We start from the raw sequence: 18,066 nt of genomic DNA on the forward strand, positions 1-18,066 counted from the left end.
AAAGTAAAATTTCCGGCTGACAGGGAATGCTTCATCGTAACAGTGTTACACTGCCATGCTTCTGAATTGTTAATCCTTTAATGTCCGTTCCGTCCACAGCGTAAACATAGACCCCGACCTCCTGCGGTTCATTTTGATAAGTCCCGTCCTATCCCTTCGCAAGATCAGTTGTTTCAAATACCAGTTCACCCCAACGGTTGTAGACATAAAAATGCTTCAGGTTGAAAACACCCCTGACCAGTACATGCAGCACATCATTCTTCCCATCGCTGTTCGGCGAAAAACCGGAAGCAACCTCAACCAATGCATCATACTTAACCTTTACAGTGACTGAATCAATGATAATACAGCCATCTGCCGTAGTAATCGTAACCGTATAAGTAGTAGTTTCTGTTGGCGTCGCAATAGGGTCTGCCGTATTGGTTGAACTTAAGCCAGTAGCTGGCGACCACTGATAACCTGCACCACCGGTGACGATAATGGGATAGCTGTTTCCAAGGTAAATTGTTGTATCCGGGCTTATGGTAATATCCGGTATATCATAAGCCGTATAGGTGACCTTACCAGTATCAACACAGCCGAAGCCATCGGTCACGAGTACAAAATATTCTGTGGTAAAATCCACCACTGCCGTTGTTGCAGCACTGTTTGGGTCGGTAACACCACCGGCAGGAAACCAGGCATAACTTACTCCACCGGAGGCAAAAAGATCAACCACTGTTCCTGGGCAAACCGTGAATCCCGGAGAAACTGTTACATCGGGTAACGGATGTACGATTACCACTACAGTATCAGTGGTGGTGAAACAGCCATTCACCCCTGTCACATAATAAGTGGTAGTGACGGTAGGTGTGGCAGTTGGATTTGGAACGGTCGTGCTGCTAAGACCAGCAGACGGCGTCCAGGTATATGAGGTAGCATTCGTTGCATTAAGCTGTACTGATTGACCCAGGCACAATTCCTGATCAACACCGGCATACACGGGCGTAGGATTATCAACATGAATAGTAACCGTATCGGAGGCGATGCATGTTCCTATGGTAATAAAAATGATATAAGTAGTTGTAACGGGCGGCGTGGCAACAGGATGCTGACAGTTGGTACAGGACAGGCCAATGGCTGGTCCCCAATTATAGGTATCGGCATCATTCACAGACAAAGTAACGCTCTGACCGGCACAAATCGTAGTGTCATTGCTGGCAACAGCGTTGATATTATCCACGATATAAACGGTAGCTGAATCATAAGGTATGGGCGAACAACTCAGGTAAAGATAGATCGTAACGGATTCAGCACCTTCGGCAATGGCATCTGTTAACGGATGAACTTCCATTGATAAGTTCGTGGCGCCTGGTAAAACCAATAAACTGTCAGCTAAAGGAGAATAGTCAGTGGCTTCCGTTGCCGTACCCCCTATTGCAAAATAAATATAAGAAGTATCTGGAAGCGGGTTCGAGAGCGTAAAGTCAAAAGAACCGTCGAGACAACCTTCTACCACAGCAGGCAGATTCGTTACCGGATCAATATAAGCCGATTGGGGTTCCACCGAAATTCCTGCTGCAACAAGACTACCGGCTTCAATAAATACACCTGAATCAAGTATGCCATCGGATGCATCGGCGATGGCAAGTTTCAGGTGATATGTTTCACAGGGTTGCACCACAGCAATAGCAGTCAGAATCACAGTTAGTCCGTCATACTCAATGGTTGTCTCGCTGGCAAGCTCAGGGCAATTGTAGGAAGTAGGACATTGAAAATTATCAGGGTCATTACAGATGTAGTAAGGAGATCCGTTGAGGCAGTTGACTGTTGAGATCGAAACCGGATTTGAAGTACCCGGAAGCAAGGCAATGTTCTGCGTGCCGGAAATACCGGGACCACTTATGAAAAATGCAAAAATATCATTGATCGATCCAACATATTCTGTGTATTCATCGGATGCGAATACATATTTAAACCTTAAGGTGTCACCCGTGGCTTTCACATCAAATTCCAGGATACAGGCATCATGCGTTGACTGACCGGCAAGTGCTTCCAGATCAGCATCACCGGGATCCTGGAAATCGGTAGTGATGCCGGATGAGACATTCGGACCAACGGCATTGGTAATTTCGCCGCAGGCAAGTATAATTCCGGCATCCATGCCAAGGTTAGAATTGGTACCATCAAAAGAACCCCAGGCACCGTCAGGACAGCTGAGCGTTACATTACTGATTGAAACGCCACTTCCAACAAGGCTTGCTGCCAATTCTTCAGGAGTGGATACCGTTCCAACAATCAACTGTGCATTAGCATTTGAGTGCAAGAAAAATGCAACAGTTATGGTAAGAAATAGTCGGGTAAGAATTTTCATTTTTTCAGTATAATGATCAATGGATTCCCGAAGGTATAGGTTACCCTTTATATTAACAAACATGGCTTCACCGTAATTAACAATTTACGAGGATAATGACCACACATAGTTTATAATATATTAATATCTGATATTACAGATGCAGCTTTTCAAGCGCCCATTTATAGGAGACTGCGATTTCAGGGGAAATCCGGAATACAATTACAGCAACGCACAGAACAATCGTAAGGCAGGCAGTCTGGTAAAAACTGTTAAACCAGATATTGGCAGTTTCGGGCAACAGGTAAAATAATCCGAATCCTGCTATCAGCAAAAGGCAGGCCTTCAAAGTATTCAGGTTAAAAGGTTGCAGCCGGTATTGATAAAAAAGAAAGGCCATTCTGATGGTATTATACAATACCAGCGAAAGTGCCGTTGCTGCAGCAGAACCGGCAATACCCCAAATGGGAATCAGGAATAGATTAGCAAGGGTTGAGACGACAATCAGGATCAGAAATGTGGCTGTTGTCACCTTGGAATGTTTCGACAATACAAGTATTTCGCCGTTCACGCCTGTGGCAAGGTCAAAGAGTTTTCCTAATCCTACTATGGCAATTACGAATTTAGCTTCATGGTATGCGGGCGGTAGAAAATTGAGCAATAAATCAATATTGATCCACACAACCAGGAAGATGAATCCGCCGATGATGAGCTGATTGAGTGAAGTCTGTGTATATAACTCCTGCAATTTATGAAGGTCTTTTCGTTTCCAGCCATCGGTGATGATTGGAATGGAAACCTGGTTCATCGCCCTTCCGGGAATCTGAATCATCGTGCCGATAAAAAATGCAATGGAATAAACAGCATTACTGTCCAAACCTACCATGGAAGCCAGCATGATCTGATCGATGTTGGCTGTGTAATAAGATGAAATTGCCGCCACAAACATGAACATTGAGTAGCGGATTAATTCATTTTTAGAAACGAGTCCTTTAAAGTCAATCCTGGAAAAAATAAAGAGTTGCCGGAGATAAGCTGCATATACAAGAATGGCGATCAGATGGATGAAGTAGCTTCCGATAAATAGCAGAAAGAACCCGTCAAAATCCACCAGCCTGTAAATCAGCAACGTTAATGCAGCGGTCTGCAGCAATCGCAGCACTACTTCCTTTATCAGGATCGCCACCACATTTTTGTAGAGTGACCGCATATACATAAAAAACAACTCATACACCATCAGGAAAAAAGAGAGCGGAAAGACATAGAAATAATATTCAACAAAGAGCGCAGACTTACTGATGAAATATCCGGCTACGGTGTTTTTGAAGAGGATCAGCAACACGGTGAAAATGGTAAATCCTGTCATGGAAATGAGCAGAAGGAAACTCAGGAAACCATGATGTTTTGATTTTTTATCCTGCAGGTAAGGAAAAAAGCGAAGGATTGTGACGGAAGAACCAAGCAAAGCGAACTGCGAAAAAATGACACCTACTGCAATCATCAACCTGGTCAATCCAAACTGTTCCGGGGAGAGAAATTTGGGAAACAGCAGTATGAGGTTCACATAACCGATCAAAACTCCGGCATAAGAAATTACCGAAGCCTGTACACTTTGACGTTTTACAATACCCATTAAATCATTGAATGGCTAAAGATACGCGCTTAACGTAATTATTGACACCGTAGTACGGATCAGGATGCTAGGCTGTCACTCGCGATGAGTGCAGGCTTCAAAAACTAACACACTGATAGTTGCGTGTCAATATTCATATTTCTCTTTCCAGCGTTGCTTCAGAAATTCACGCATTTCCAGCTCCCTTGCATTTTTTCCGGGTTCATATACTCTGGATCCGCTGATCTTTTCCGGCAGAAACTCCAGCAGAACAAAATTATTCTCAAATGAATGAGCGTATTGATAGTCCTTCCCATAATTTAATTCCTTCATCAGTCTGGTAGGGGCATTGCGCAGATGTAAAGGAACCGGCAGATCGCCATGCTCTTTTACCAGGCGCAGAGCATCTTCGATAGCCACGTAAGCGGCATTGCTTTTTGGCGAGGTGGCGAGGTAAATAACTGTTTGAGACAGCAGGATACGGCACTCTGGATATCCAATAACATCAACTGCCTGGAAACAATTATTCGCCATCACAAAAGCGGTCGGATTGGCATTCCCGATATCTTCTGATGCCAGTATCAGCATTCTCCTGGCAATAAACCTGGGATCTTCCCCTCCTGCTATCATCCGGGCTAACCAGTACAGTGCTGCATTGGGATCGCTGCCGCGAATAGATTTAATGAAGGCAGAAATGATGTCGTAATGCTGCTCGCCCGATTTATCATACAATGCAATTTTTTGCTGTGCTATGGAAGTAACCAGTGAATTGGTGATGATGATCTCCTCTTCTCCTATGGCATCTATCACCAGTTCAAAAAGATTCAGCAGTTTCCGTGCATCACCGCCGCTCAACAGCAGTAATGCTTCCTGCTCACGGATCGTGATTTTTTTACTTTGCAAAACGCTGTCATGCAACATTGCATTATGCAGCAATTGCAGCAGGTGCGTTTTGTTAAGTTCCTGTAAAACATAAACCTGGCAACGTGACAGCAATGGAGCAATCACTTCAAAAGAAGGATTTTCCGTTGTTGCGCCGATCAGCGTGATGATTCCTTTTTCAACGGCTCCCAATAACGAATCCTGCTGCGATTTATTAAACCGGTGAATTTCATCAATAAACAGAATGGCCTTACCGGATTTCCTGGCTGTATCAATCACCTCCCGTACCTCTTTTACTCCTGAACTGATTGCACTCAGCGTAAAAAATGGCAAGCCGGAACGGACAGCAATAATGTTTGCCAGCGTAGTTTTACCTACACCGGGCGGACCCCAGAAAATCATGGACGGAAGCTGGCCGCCATAAAGTATTTTTTTCAACACGCCGTTATCGCCCGTTAAGTGCTCCTGGCCTATGAACTCCTCCATGGACTGAGGCCTCATGCGTTCCGCTAATGGTATTTTATGTTTCATAGGTCAAATGAATTTATAACCGGAAGAAAATAATACCCGCCATTTCACTGCTTTCAATTTTGGCCGGTGCATTCAAAAAGTGAATTCTATTTTTGCCGCGAAGTTAAGCCGCGTGTACAAACAAATTCTTAAACCGATTTTATTTCTCCTGCCGCCGGAAAAAGCACACCATTTTGTTATATGGTGGCTGGAGTTCCTGCTTAAAATTCCGGGGAGCGAATGGCTGATGCGAACAATATGGCATACGAAACATCCAAGCCTTGAAAAAAATGTTTCCGGCATGCATTTCCCGAATCCTGTTGGCCTGGCGGCCGGCTTTGATAAAGACGCCAAACATATCCGTGCCATGCGCGCCCTTGGATTTGGTTCCATAGAGGTGGGAACAGTTACACCACTGCCGCAGCCAGGCAACGAACGGCCGAGATCATTCCGACTGCCGGCAGATAAAGCGCTGGTGAACAGGATGGGATTTAACAATGAGGGTGTTGATGTGATGGCAGCACGGCTAAAAGTGATTGACAGGAAGCATATCATTATTGGTGGTAACATCGGAAAAAACAAATCCACTCCAAACGAAAAAGCGATACAGGACTACGCTACCTGTTTCGAAAAGCTGTTTGACTATGTTGATTACTTCGTAATTAATGTAAGTTCTCCCAATACACCCGGGCTACGGTCGCTGCAGGAAAAAGAGCCGTTACTCGCATTGCTGACTCATCTGCAATCTTTGAATCACCAACATGAAAAACCAAAGCCGGTATTCCTGAAAATCGCACCTGACCTTTCCAATACGCAACTGGATGAGATTGTAGAAATTGTTACAAAGACTCAGCTGGCCGGCATAGTGGCAACCAACACGACTACTTCACGGGAAAGGTTAAAGAGTTCGCCCGCCATTGTTGAAAAATGCGGCAGTGGCGGATTAAGCGGCCGGCCACTTGCCAGCCGATCAACGGAAGTAATTCGTTACCTCAAGGCAAAATCGCAGCAGCAGTTTTGTATCATAGGTGTTGGTGGTATTGATTCAGCTGAGGAGGCAATAGCCAAACTTGATGCGGGCGCAGATATCATTCAAATCTATACAGGTCTTATTTATGAAGGTCCATCACTGATCAGGCAGATCAACCGGCAACTGATTAAGAATTTTAGTAGTAAAGTTTAACCCTTCTCCTTTTAACTGATTATTCCTTGTGGCAGCGACTCAGTAACGCTGAAATACCGCTCATCCTTATGGAAAAGAAAACGCATCCCAAAGTTCAGGGAATTGATATGAAATAATTAAGCGATTGTTGTGTACTTATAAAAGACCCGTTTATACTAAGTCGGTACAGCATAAACATGTATCATAACCAGATACTACTTTACGCATTCACAATCTCTTTTCACTTTTAAGGGAAAAGACATACTGTATGATATTAGCGCCCATTTGTAAAGCTTTCTCTCTCACAGGCTGCGGATCATTATGTACATCATCCCAGCCATCGCCCAGGTCACATTCAAAATCATAAAAGCAAACCAGCCTGCCGTCGAAGATCAACCCATATCCGCGTGGGACTTTATTATCATGCTCATGAATTTTTGGCAAGCCATTCGGAAAATCAAATTTCTGGTGATAAATAGGGTGCGAAAAAGGCAATTCGACAAATTCGAGTTCAGGGAATACTTTTTTCATGGCTAATCTGACATAAGGATCAATTCCATAGTCATCATTTATTAAAAGAAACCCTCCGCCGGCCAGGTAGGATCTTAAATTGCCTGCTTCTTCATTATCCAGTGTAAAGTTCCCGTGTCCGGTCATGTAGACAAATGGATAGTTGAAAATATCAGGGCTGCCCGGTTCTACGATTGCATGTTCAAGGTCGAAATTAGTTGCCAGGTTATCATTACAGAATTTAGCCAGGTTCTTCAGCGAGTTCACATCATTGTACCAATCACCACCGCCTTTATACTTCATCAGTGCCAGCTTAAGCGTTGGTGCAGAACTGAAACCGGTTAACCACAGTGTAACAGTCAGCAGCGCGACCAAAACATTTGCAGTGGAAACTTTCGGAAAATTCATCAGCAGTTATTAATAGTTCTGAAAGTGATCATTCGTAAAACAAAAAGCAAGCTAATCATTTAACAGGTGAACGGTGTGCAAAGCAATGAGCCCTGCCGTTTCAGTCCTGAGCCTTGCCTCGCCGAGGCTCGATGCAATGCAGCCGTTGCTTTCAGCCAGGGCAATCTCCTCCATTGTAAAATCACCTTCCGGCCCAACAAGGATTAATACTTCTTGCTTATGCATACAAATCTGTTTGAGGAGAGGCAAATCATGCCGCTGACAATGACAGATAGTTTTCAGTGCCGCGGCGTTTTGTGTTGCATCCTTGCCTTCCATATTAATAAAATGGTCAAAGAGAACAGGTTCATGCAACTGCGGAAGCCAGCACCGCAGCGACTGTTTCATCGCGGAAATCAACAACTTCTGAAGACGTTCCATCTTGATGTGGGTGCGTTCAGCGCGATGTGTGATGATTGGTGTTATTTCATCTATCCCGATCTCGGTTGCCTTTTCCAGCAACCATTCAAAACGGTCAATGTTCTTGGTTGGTGCTATGGCAAGATGAAGTCCTACATTTCCCTTCGTCACATTTTGCAGGATCTGAACCTTCTGTAACACGCAGGCCTGCCTGTCATCATTGAGAATTGTTGCGGAAAATTTGCTGCCTCTTCCATCTGTAACCGTCAGCAAATCGCCGATGCGATGCCTCATAACTTTTATACAATGATGGGACTCTTCATTGTCAAGATGAACCAGGTTATTTTCTGTCGCAGCAGCATAGTATAATTCCATACCAGAACAGTTATTGCATTAAAAAGGGGCTTTCGCCCCTGTGATCAATAAGTTATATTAGTGTTTTCAAGCGCTGACTGAAGCCTTTGGAGCCGCAGCGAGTGTTTCAGGATGGGCTGTGGCAGCGAACTTTTCAAAGTTTTTCAGGAACTGTACAGCCAGGGCATTGGCCTGATCGTCATAAGCCTGTTTGTCATCCCACGTATTTCTCGGGTTAAGAATCTCATCGGGAACCTGATCACAACTGAGCGGATAAGCGACACCAAAAACAGGATGAACATCAAACTTAGCTTTCTCGAGGTTTCCTTTCAAAGCCTCTGTAATCATAGCCCTGGTATAAGAGAGCTTCATTCGTTTTCCAATACCATAGGCGCCACCGGTCCAGCCGGTATTAACGAGCCATACATTCGCACCATACTTCTTCATCTTATCAGCCAGCATACCAGCATAAGTATTTGGGTTTAATGGAAGGAAAGGCGCTCCGAAACACGTAGAAAAAGCAATCTTGGGTTCTGTAATTCCTGCTTCGGTTCCGGCTACCTTGGCCGTATAACCCGACAAGAACCAATACATGGCTTGTCCCGGGCTCAATTTTGAAATAGGTGGAAGAATTCCGTATGCATCGCACGTCAGGAAAAAAATGTTCTTAGGGATACCACCAATAGATGGTTTAACGGCATTACTGATGAAGTCGATCGGGTATGAAACGCGGGTATTTTCAGTGACGGATATGTCGTCATAATTGACTGTATTAGTCCCGGGAAAGAAACGGACATTCTCCAGTAAAGCGCCACGTTTAATTGCTTTAAATATTTCCGGCTCTTTCTCTTCTGTGAGATTTACACATTTAGCGTAGCAGCCACCTTCGAAATTAAAGATCCCTTCATCACTCCAGCCATGCTCATCATCACCAATCAGTCCCCTGTTGGGATCGGCGCTTAAAGTCGTTTTGCCGGTGCCTGACAAGCCAAAGAACACTGCAGTATCCCCTTTCTCACCAATATTGGCAGAACAATGCATAGCCAGTACGCCACGTTCCTGCGGCAGTACATAATTCAGAACCGTAAAAATGCCCTTCTTAATTTCACCCGTATAGGCAGTTCCCCCGATGATAATCATCTTCTTCGCAAAATTCAGAATGGCAAAATTCTCCTGCCGGGTACCATCTGTAGCCGGATCTGCCTTGAAGGAAGGTGCGTGAATAATCACCCAGTCGGGTACTATGGATTTGATTTCCTCTTGTGTTGGTCGCAGAAACATGTTCCCGGCAAACAGGGCAGCCCAGGGCAATTCGGTAATCAGCCTCACATTCAAACGGTATTTGGGATCTGCGCAGGCACCGGCATCTTTAATATATACGTTCTTACCCGCCAAATATGCGGTCATCTTTTTATATAGCGCATCAAATTTAGCTTCATCAATCGGGATGTTTACATCGCCCCAATAAATAGTATCCCTGGTTATTGCATCCTTCACAAAAAATTTATCCTTTGGCGCCCTTCCGGTAAAAAGACCGGTATCCACAGTTAGTGCCCCGGAATCTGTTATGACACCTAATCCGAGTGATACAGTCTGATCAATCAACTCATCCTGTGTCAGGTTCCAATGTGCTTCAGCAACATCCTTTAACCCGTAAAGCGATAAATCGGCCGATGGATTCTTCATTCCTTTTTCAATCATGAGCTTGTTTTTTGGTGAAAAGCGAAGGGCGGCAAATATAGTATTTTTTGTCTGCCCAATGAATGCTTCCACCCATGAGAAAAGCAAATCATACAACCATTTGCTTCCTGTAATAAACCGCCAGGGAAATGAAATGCGTGAGCAGTCATCGCCGAAGGACGCAGCTTGGCAGCTCTTGCTGATTTTTAATGCAGGGGCAAAGAATATTTCATCCTGTCATCCATAATTCCGTAAAAAACATATCTTTGCCCTCTCTTAAAAATGACCAGTTCATGGACGCGATCAAATTTTTTCACCAGGAGGTGACGCAAAAGAAAGAATATCCCGATTTTAAAGCCGGCGATAATGTGACGGTAAACTATAAAATTATTGAAGGAAGCAAGGAACGGATCCAGGCTTATCGCGGAGAAGTGATTCAACGTAAAGGAAATGGTGCTACCCAAACCTTTACCGTACGCAAAATATCCAATGGTATAGGTGTTGAACGCGTATTCCCATTGTTTTCGCCGAGTATCGAGAGCATAGAAGTGAATAAACATGGAAAAGTAAGAAGGGCCCGTATCTATTACATCCGGGATCTGAAAGGCAAAAAAGCCCGCATCAGGGAAAAAAGGATGCCGACTGCGACAACTGCCGTTACAGAAAACGCCTGATAACATAATTGTTCCAAAAGCCCGTTGTGTTACCACAACGGGCTTTTTCATTGGCACCTATCCTGTTATGGAAAGCATTCGGAGTAGAACATTATAATCATTTGACACCCCGCATCACAACCGCTGACGATACAAAAGTGCAGCGAGCCATGCAGGCTATTAACCTTTCAGCTCGCGTAAATACATCTGAATAGTGTTCTCCAGCCCGAAGTATAAGGCATCACATATCAAAGCATGGCCTATAGAAACTTCCTTTAACCAGGGAATTTGTTGTTTGAAGTAACGCAGATTTTTCAAATTCAGGTCGTGGCCTGCATTCAATTCCAACCCGATTTCGGCAGCATACTTTGCCGCATGCACATAGCTCTCTATCGCTGATTGTTTATGCTCAGCAAACAGGGCAGCATAAGGGCCGGTATATAATTCAACTCTCTCTGCACCAATTGTTTTAGCCATCTCAATAAACTGCTCAATCGGATCAATAAAGAGAGATACCCGGATACCCGCAGCATGTAAATCGGCAATCCGTTCCTGCAGGAAGGACTGGTGCCTGATGGTATCCCATCCCTGGTTACTCGTAATCACATTGGGTGCGTCGGGCACAAGAGTAGCCTGTGCCGGCCTGACACGCGACACCAGTTCCATAAACCTGCTATCTGGGAAGCCCTCGATGTTCAGCTCTGTTGTCACCACCTCCTTCAACTGCACTACATCATTGTAGCGGATATGCCGCTCATCGGGCCTTGGATGTACGGTTATTCCTTCAGCGCCAAAACGCTCACAGTCAGCAGCAACTTTGATTACATCCGGCAAATTGTGTCCTCGGGCATTTCGAAGGGTAGCAATTTTGTTAATGTTGACACTTAACCTAGTCATGATTATCTGATTCAGGTTCAGAAAAGAAAAGAGGAGTTTCACAACAGAAACTCCTCCCGGATCATTTAGCAGCTGATGAACAAAATATTAGTAGCGGTAATATTCCGGTTTGAACGGACCTTCTTTGGGAATGCCAAGATAGATGGCCTGTTCTTCAGTCAGTTCATCAATTTCAACACCGATTTTAGCAAGATGCAGGCGGGCCACTTTTTCATCCAGATGTTTCGGCAGCGTGTAAACTTTATGTTCATATTGATCGCTCCGCAGCCAGAGTTCCAGTTGCGCCAATACCTGATTAGTAAACGATGTTGACATTACAAAAGACGGGTGACCCATAGCCACGCCAAGGTTCACCAGGCGGCCTTCAGCCAGTATGATAATGTCCTTTCCGTCAATCGTGTATTTATCAACCTGCGGTTTGATAACCACCTTGGTGTGACCGTAATTTTCATTCAGCCATGCCATGTCAAGCTCCACATCAAAATGCCCGATATTGCAAACAACTGTTTTGTCTTTCATCAGCCTGAAATGTTCTTCCCTTATCACTCCATGACAACCTGATGCGGTAACAACAATGTCTGCTTCCCTGATGGCATCCATCATCTTCTTCACTTCATACCCTTCCATCGCTGCCTGCAGGGCACAAATCGGGTCAATCTCTGTTACAATAACCCGGGCATTAGCGCCACTCAGTGACTCTGCCGATCCTTTACCTACATCGCCGAAGCCTGCAACGACGGCCACTTTACCAGCCAGCATCAGGTCCGTTCCTCTCCTGATGGCATCGACGAGCGATTCGCGGCAGCCATACTTATTATCGAACTTGGATTTGGTTACAGAATCATTGACATTAATAGCAGGCATCGGCAATGTGCCTTTGGCCATTCTTTCATATAAACGATGAACGCCGGTAGTAGTCTCCTCAGACAGGCCGCGAATGTGCGCAATCAGTTCCGGATAAACATCAAAAACCATGTTGGTGAGGTCACCGCCATCGTCAAGAATCATGTTCAACGGACGATCCGTGTTACCAAAAAAGAGTGTCTGTTCAATGCACCAGTTGAAATCAGCCTCATTCATTCCCTTCCAGGCAAATACCGGAATGCCTGCGGCGGCAATGGCAGCGGCGGCATGATCCTGTGTTGAAAAGATGTTGCAGGACGACCACCGTACTTCAGCGCCCAGTGCAGTCAGTGTTTCAATCAAGACGGCTGTTTGTATGGTCATGTGCAGGCAACCTGCTATTCTTGCACCTTTCAGTGGTTTTTGCGCTCCATATTCTTCACGGATTGCCATAAGGCCCGGCATTTCCGCCTCGGCAAGTGCTATTTCTTTTCTACCCCATTCAGCTAATGTGATGTCCTTAACTTTATAAGGAAGTGTTAATTCTAAAGTGCTTTTAGTCATTGGCGGATTAATTTTTTTAGTAGTAAGGCTGGCAAAATTACAAAAGAGCGCTGTAAATGTTCATCTGTAATGAAAAGTAATACGGCCATCAATGCCAGCAGGCCTTTCCAAACCAGGCTTCTGACAACTGCATGACGGAGAAAAATGTGGCTGATACGAACTTTTTTCCTTCTTCAGACCTTTTCAACGCGATTCGATTTATTTTTGCACCAAAATCCACAACCATATGTATCCAGCAGAAATGGTAATTCCCATGGCAAGAGAACTGACCAATGAAGGCTTTAAGGAATTAAAGACGGCCGAGGAAACGGCCGAAGCGATAAAAAATAACGCAGGCACCATGTTATTGGTGGTTAATTCGGTTTGCGGCTGCGCAGCCGGCAGTGCCCGGCCGGGAATTATTGAATCGTTGCAGGGAGAGAAGAAACCCAACCATCTCTACACCGTTTTCGCAGGGGTCGATCAGGAAGCGACAAAAACGGCCCGCGAATTTTTGTTGCCCTACCCTCCTTCATCGCCGGCGATTGCTTTATTTAAAGACAATCAGCTTGTTCATATGGTAGAACGGCATCAGATTGAAGGACGGCCTGCATCCATCATTGCGAAACACCTCGAGCAGGTGTACGATCATTTTTGCTGATTCACCTGCCATAACTTCTCCGGCATAAGGTTCTGATTTACTTTCCGGTAGCCTGTTGTATACAGAGCCGGTTGCATTACCGGCTCTTGTACGTATCCTGTGACGGTAAGTAAAGTAGCTGTCTTTTATGCATCTTTGAAGGTGACTGAAAAGTGGTTCGTACTGATAAACCCTGCCGCTGCCGGCCATAAAGCCGGAAAGCACTGGCCGGTTATTGCTGAGCTTTTACATGAAGCCGGCATCAATTTCGAGCACCAGTTTTCAACCAGCGCAGCAGATGCCGTACAACAGGTAACAACAGCCATTGATCAGGGATACAGGAAACTGATAGCTGTTGGTGGGGATGGCACGCTTAACCTGGCAGTGAACGGAATCCTGCAATAAAGTATTACGGATTCACGAAATATTACTTTAGGGCTTATCCCGATAGGCACCGGCAACGACTGGATTCGAACTCATAAAATTCCTGGATCAGCCAGACAAGCCGTTGCACTGATAGCATCCGGCAAAAACGCATTGCATGATGCAGGCAAAATCAGTTTCATCAGCCGTGCTGTAGCCCCAAAATATTTTATTAACATGGCGGGCTTTGGCTTTCAGGGATTGGTGGCAGAGCGCATTGAAGGCGTTTCTTCCGGTATCAAAAAAGGAATTTTTGCATTTGTGCTGGGCATTTTTGATGCACTTTTCAGGTACCGCATTACAGATGTTTCTGTTGAGCTGGAAGACGGTGAAGTGAAGGGAATGATTTACAATATGAATGCCGGTATCGGCAAATATTGCGGCGGCGGCATGAAGATGGCGCCAGATGCCATCGATGATGATGGCCTGTTTGATATTACGATTGTGAGGGAGATCAGTAAAGCAGAAGTGATCATCAATATTCCCGGACTTTTCAGCGGAAATTTTTTGAAGCATAAGAAAGTAAGCAGGCACAGAAAGAAAAGCATGACCATCAAATCCACTCCATATCTTCCGGTTGAATGCGATGGTGAGGTGCTTGGATACGGCGATGTACACCTGCAAATAATTGAAAAATGCATCAGGGTAGTGGTTCCCTGACGCCGGCACTTTTAAAACAACTACTCTAAACACTGCTGTTGGTAACGGCCTGCATGAGAAATGCAGAATGATCAATATGCGTTTACAACCGGCTGCGCCAATCTATATACCTCTGTCAGCAGCTAACTTCTTCACAAACATGTTTGACATAAAAAAAAGTCCGGCTGCGGGCCGGACTCAATTCTCAATAAAAAAATGAAGTTTACTCTTTAATTACTTTGTAAGAATTGATCTGCTTTCCAGTTTTTGCCGTCACGATATAAATGCCGGCGGGATAGGATGACAGATCGAGTGCAATGTTATGGTCGCCTTCCTGCATCAGGCCATGGTTCACTTCGGTTAACCGTTCTCCCAGCAAATTGGTAATACTGATTTGTACTTCCGCAGTTTCAAGTAACGTGAGCTCCAATGTAGTGATGCCGTCGGTTGGATTGGGATAGACATTATCTGCGGTAGCGGTATGCTGAAATACCTGTGCACTGGTTGATTTTTCCTGGCCGCATTTGAATATTTTAATAAGGCTTCCGCCAGCTGCCTGCTGTGCGATCTTCACCTTCTTAAAAGTGATCAGACCATTACCGTTATTACTGGGGTGGTAGGTAAATGATTTAGATTGAATCAGGTTATTGCCCTGCCAGTTTTCCATGCAGATGATGGCACCATCACTGATATTTACGAATTGCTGCAGCCGCCTGGGCGTAATGTCTGTTTTAACATACTTAGGCAACCCATCAAACGGGTACCAGCTGCTGTCGGTGAGCATAAACTGCGTAGAATAAACCAACGCCTGCCAGCTGTCAGTTGTTTCAGCAATAGTACTATCCACCCAGTTCAGTACACCATTTACCGAACCAATGGTGTCACCACTATAATACGGCGGTATAGGATTCACCTCACCTCCCGGATCATCATTCAGGCTGCAATTGGAAAATGCGGGATAAGAAAGCTTGGTGCTGTAACGCAGCAACTCATCGAGCGGCACATCCCTGATAGCATGATTGCCGCCTTTGTGTGCGCGCAAATCCCAGAAATACCATCCGCCCGCTTTGAATTGATTCACCGATTTATAAAAAGGTATTTTTTCTTCCCAGCATGTTACGTTGTCTTCTTTTCCTGAGGTAAGGAACATCACAGGAAGCGAGTTATACTTGTTATCCTTAAGGAGCGTATTGTAATTGGCAAAGTCCCATATTTTGTAATTACCTGTTCCATTTATCTTAGGGAAGTCCGTTTCCAGGTTGGTCGCCAGCTTACCTAAAAATATTTCAGCACGATGCCTGGTTGATCCGTCAATATTCCATTTACACGTTGGATTATCATCGTTCAGGTATTCCGCATTCAGTTTTGCATTTACCACATCACATGCGGCAATACGGTCAGGATATAAGTAGGCCATCTCCAGGGCACCAGTACATCCGCTGGAAGACCCATGCACAGAAATCCTGGCCGGATCAATTACATCCTTGTATTCTTCCAGGAACCAATCAAGCGTCCAGACAACGCGGGCAATGGTATAGGTTTTATCAATGCCGGTGGTAGGCGGCGGTGTATTTTCATTGGCATTATAAACATCGAAGTTTTCATTGTAGCCAATCCATTTTGTATTCTCACCGGAAACAGGATCCCAGCTGAAATTCGGGATTACATCCTCCAGTGAAACCTTATACATTCCGTCAATTGCTTTATTGTTACTATTCTCATAAGCATTACCGCCACCGCCAAAGAAAAAGAAAGTGGCTGCCTTTTTTTCCGTGGTAACATAATCATCGGGAATGACACCAAAATTATAGACCAGGCATCCTTCGTTTCCGGTAGCCGGCGTAAACTGTGTTTTCACATTACTGCCAAAGAAGGCAAAGGCATCATATAACATATCAGGCTTATCAGGCAACGGTATGTCATTAATCTGCAGAATGGGCTTCACCACCTCCACCTTTTCTGCAATGCCTGTAACAAGGGCATTGGCTCCCGGTACGATCTTCATATTTTCCACCTTAACTCCGCCGGCACCTGTGGAATCCGATGTAACTGCGTAGTAAACCGTTTTTTGCTTGTTACAGGTGGCTACAAACAAACCTTTCGTTTCATCCAGAGAGTCTAATGGATTTCGATTGATGACCAGGTAACGGTGCGGATGAGCGGCATCAGTGCCGCCTTTCGTGCCGATATCGAGAAAATAATTCAGCGAAAAGTTATAAGGCACCTTGCCTGCATAATAGCAGCTGTCAATATTACTATTCGTGATCGGATGGTCAAAGCGGTAGATGTAATAGAAACCGGTGTAATTGGGAATCACATTCCAGACAATAAAAGTCTGCCCGTTTCTATAGCTCGCAGAAATGTTGGTGATAGTGGCTGCCTGGTTGATTTTTACCAGCAGGTTCAGCATTAAAAAGATCAGTAAAATCCTTCTCATCGGTGTTGGAAATTTTGGCTAATGTATAAAGAAAGCAGGAAAAATAAATACAGGGCCAGCCATCCAATTGTCACAGTAATTAACATCCGTTTATGAGCGGGAAACGGGACTCGAACCCGCGACCCTTAGCTTGGGAAGCTAATGCTCTACCAACTGAGCTACTCCCGCTTCTGAAGTTATCTGATGAAGCAAAAATACCGGCAATTCATCGGCAATCCATCTTGGTTGTTCTTAGTGCTATCTCCTGAAATTGTCAGCCACCGAAATATCCTTGCTGCCCTTTGTGTACATATAGAAGCCACGACCGCTTTTCATGCCGAGGTTACCGGCGGCAACCATATTGACAAGCAAAGGACAAGGGGCGTATTTCGCGTTACCGAATCCGTCATGCAGCACCCGCAAAATAGATAGACAGACATCGAGGCCGATGAAGTCAGCCAATTGAAGAGGGCCCATCGGATGAGCCATTCCAAGTTTCATAACAGTGTCAATTTCCTGCACACCTGCCACACCTTCAAAAAGTGAATAAATTGCTTCATTAATCATCGGCATCAGAATTCTGTTTGCCACAAAACCGGGATAGTCATTCACCTCCACCGGTACTTTTCCCAGAGTTGACGACAGTTGCATGATAACATTCGTTGTTTCATCAGAAGTGGAGTAGCCCCTGATTACTTCCACAAGTTTCATGACCGGAACCGGGTTCATAAAGTGCATGCCTATCACTTTATCAGGCCGGCCGGTGGCAGCAGCAATTTTTGTTATAGAAATAGAAGATGTGTTGGAAGCCAGAATAGCGGCAGGTTTTGCATGCTTATCCAGTTCACCGAAAATCCTCAGCTTCAGTTCCATACTTTCTGTGGCAGCTTCCACAACCAGATCGGCATCTGCAATGCCGCTGACAATAGCAGTATCCGTTGTGATATTAGCGAGTGTATTGTCTTTAACCTGCAAATCAATCGTCTGTTTCGCTACCATCCTGTCGAGGTTCTTTGCAATGGTATCCATCGCCTTATCCAGTGCCGGTTGAGAAATATCAACGATGCATACCCGGAATCCTTTCATGGCAAACACATGGCAAATGCCATTGCCCATAGTGCCTGCTCCGATGACTGCAATCTTATTCATTCGTTTTCCTCCAT

The 18,066-nt window shown here is 44.9% G+C and carries 15 protein-coding genes, 1 tRNA gene and 1 pseudogene; 6 read left to right on the forward strand and 11 right to left on the reverse strand.

Features of this window, described 5'->3' with window-relative positions; translation table 11 throughout:
* Positions 1 to 148 precede the first annotated feature (148 nt).
* The 3 genes from K1X61_00630 to K1X61_00640 all read right to left on the reverse strand — a co-directional run bounded on the left by K1X61_00630 (position 149) and on the right by K1X61_00640 (position 5,357).
* The gene (locus K1X61_00630; protein MBX7107128.1) at positions 149 to 2,353 is read right to left on the reverse strand and encodes a gliding motility-associated C-terminal domain-containing protein; all 2,205 of its coding nucleotides are present in this window, start codon (positions 2,351 to 2,353) and stop codon (positions 149 to 151) included.
* Between the two features lie 133 nt (positions 2,354 to 2,486).
* Positions 2,487 to 3,965: an oligosaccharide flippase family protein gene (locus tag K1X61_00635; protein ID MBX7107129.1), complete on the reverse strand. Its 1,479-nt coding sequence runs from the start codon at positions 3,963 to 3,965 to the stop codon at positions 2,487 to 2,489.
* 126 nt (positions 3,966 to 4,091) lie between these two features.
* Complete coding sequence (locus tag K1X61_00640; protein ID MBX7107130.1) at positions 4,092 to 5,357, reverse strand: replication-associated recombination protein A; 1,266 nt, start codon at positions 5,355 to 5,357, stop codon at positions 4,092 to 4,094.
* 112 nt (positions 5,358 to 5,469) lie between these two features.
* On the opposite strand from K1X61_00640, the gene K1X61_00645 reads away from it, so the two are divergent.
* Positions 5,470 to 6,519, forward strand: coding sequence for a quinone-dependent dihydroorotate dehydrogenase (locus K1X61_00645; protein ID MBX7107131.1), 1,050 nt, complete (start codon positions 5,470 to 5,472; stop codon positions 6,517 to 6,519).
* A gap of 207 nt (positions 6,520 to 6,726) precedes the next feature.
* On the opposite strand, the gene K1X61_00650 is transcribed toward K1X61_00645, so the two are convergent.
* The 3 genes from K1X61_00650 to pckA all read right to left on the reverse strand — a co-directional run bounded on the left by K1X61_00650 (position 6,727) and on the right by pckA (position 9,870).
* Positions 6,727 to 7,416: a DUF4159 domain-containing protein gene (locus K1X61_00650; protein ID MBX7107132.1), complete on the reverse strand. Its 690-nt coding sequence runs from the start codon at positions 7,414 to 7,416 to the stop codon at positions 6,727 to 6,729.
* Between the two features lie 51 nt (positions 7,417 to 7,467).
* Entirely contained in the window at positions 7,468 to 8,190 is a 723-nt protein-coding gene (locus K1X61_00655; protein MBX7107133.1) for a 16S rRNA (uracil(1498)-N(3))-methyltransferase, read from the reverse strand.
* A gap of 66 nt (positions 8,191 to 8,256) precedes the next feature.
* A complete protein-coding gene (gene pckA, locus K1X61_00660; protein ID MBX7107134.1) occupies positions 8,257 to 9,870 on the reverse strand; it encodes a phosphoenolpyruvate carboxykinase (ATP) in 1,614 nt (537 codons plus the stop codon).
* 272 nt (positions 9,871 to 10,142) lie between these two features.
* Between pckA and rplS the strand changes: the two genes are divergently transcribed.
* The gene (rplS, locus tag K1X61_00665; protein MBX7107135.1) at positions 10,143 to 10,523 is read left to right on the forward strand and encodes a 50S ribosomal protein L19; all 381 of its coding nucleotides are present in this window, start codon (positions 10,143 to 10,145) and stop codon (positions 10,521 to 10,523) included.
* Between the two features lie 159 nt (positions 10,524 to 10,682).
* Here rplS and K1X61_00670 read toward each other — a convergent pair whose 3' ends face one another.
* Both K1X61_00670 and ahcY read right to left on the reverse strand, forming a co-directional pair.
* Positions 10,683 to 11,399 (reverse strand): pyridoxine 5'-phosphate synthase, encoded by a 717-nt coding sequence (locus tag K1X61_00670; GenBank protein ID MBX7107136.1) that lies wholly within the window; start codon positions 11,397 to 11,399, stop codon positions 10,683 to 10,685.
* Between the two features lie 87 nt (positions 11,400 to 11,486).
* Positions 11,487 to 12,806, reverse strand: coding sequence for an adenosylhomocysteinase (ahcY, locus tag K1X61_00675; GenBank protein MBX7107137.1), 1,320 nt, complete (start codon positions 12,804 to 12,806; stop codon positions 11,487 to 11,489).
* Between the two features lie 226 nt (positions 12,807 to 13,032).
* On the opposite strand from ahcY, the gene K1X61_00680 reads away from it, so the two are divergent.
* The 4 genes and pseudogenes from K1X61_00680 (at position 13,033) to K1X61_00695 (ending at position 14,508) form a co-directional block, all read left to right on the forward strand.
* Positions 13,033 to 13,446, forward strand: a complete 414-nt coding sequence (locus K1X61_00680; protein MBX7107138.1) for a BrxA/BrxB family bacilliredoxin — start codon at positions 13,033 to 13,035, stop codon at positions 13,444 to 13,446.
* Between the two features lie 141 nt (positions 13,447 to 13,587).
* Positions 13,588 to 13,830 carry an acylglycerol kinase family protein gene (locus K1X61_00685; GenBank protein ID MBX7107139.1) on the forward strand — a complete coding sequence of 81 codons (243 nt, stop codon included), beginning with the start codon at positions 13,588 to 13,590 and terminating at the stop codon, positions 13,828 to 13,830.
* A 3-nt stretch (positions 13,831 to 13,833) separates the two neighbouring features.
* Positions 13,834 to 13,980: pseudogene (locus tag K1X61_00690) on the forward strand (hypothetical protein).
* A 45-nt stretch (positions 13,981 to 14,025) separates the two neighbouring features.
* Complete coding sequence (locus K1X61_00695) at positions 14,026 to 14,508, forward strand: hypothetical protein (GenBank protein MBX7107140.1); 483 nt, start codon at positions 14,026 to 14,028, stop codon at positions 14,506 to 14,508.
* Positions 14,509 to 14,710: 202 nt separating this feature from the next.
* On the opposite strand, the gene K1X61_00700 is transcribed toward K1X61_00695, so the two are convergent.
* The 3 genes from K1X61_00700 to K1X61_00710 form a co-directional block, all read right to left on the reverse strand.
* The gene (locus K1X61_00700; protein MBX7107141.1) at positions 14,711 to 16,924 is read right to left on the reverse strand and encodes a T9SS type A sorting domain-containing protein; all 2,214 of its coding nucleotides are present in this window, start codon (positions 16,922 to 16,924) and stop codon (positions 14,711 to 14,713) included.
* Between the two features lie 95 nt (positions 16,925 to 17,019).
* A tRNA-Gly gene (locus tag K1X61_00705) sits at positions 17,020 to 17,092 on the reverse strand.
* A 69-nt stretch (positions 17,093 to 17,161) separates the two neighbouring features.
* Positions 17,162 to 18,052, reverse strand: a complete 891-nt coding sequence (locus K1X61_00710) for a 3-hydroxybutyryl-CoA dehydrogenase (GenBank protein ID MBX7107142.1) — start codon at positions 18,050 to 18,052, stop codon at positions 17,162 to 17,164.
* Positions 18,053 to 18,066: the final 14 nt, after the last annotated feature.

Source organism: Chitinophagales bacterium, from assembly GCA_019694975.1.
GTDB lineage: Bacteria > Bacteroidota > Bacteroidia > Chitinophagales > UBA10324 > JACCZZ01.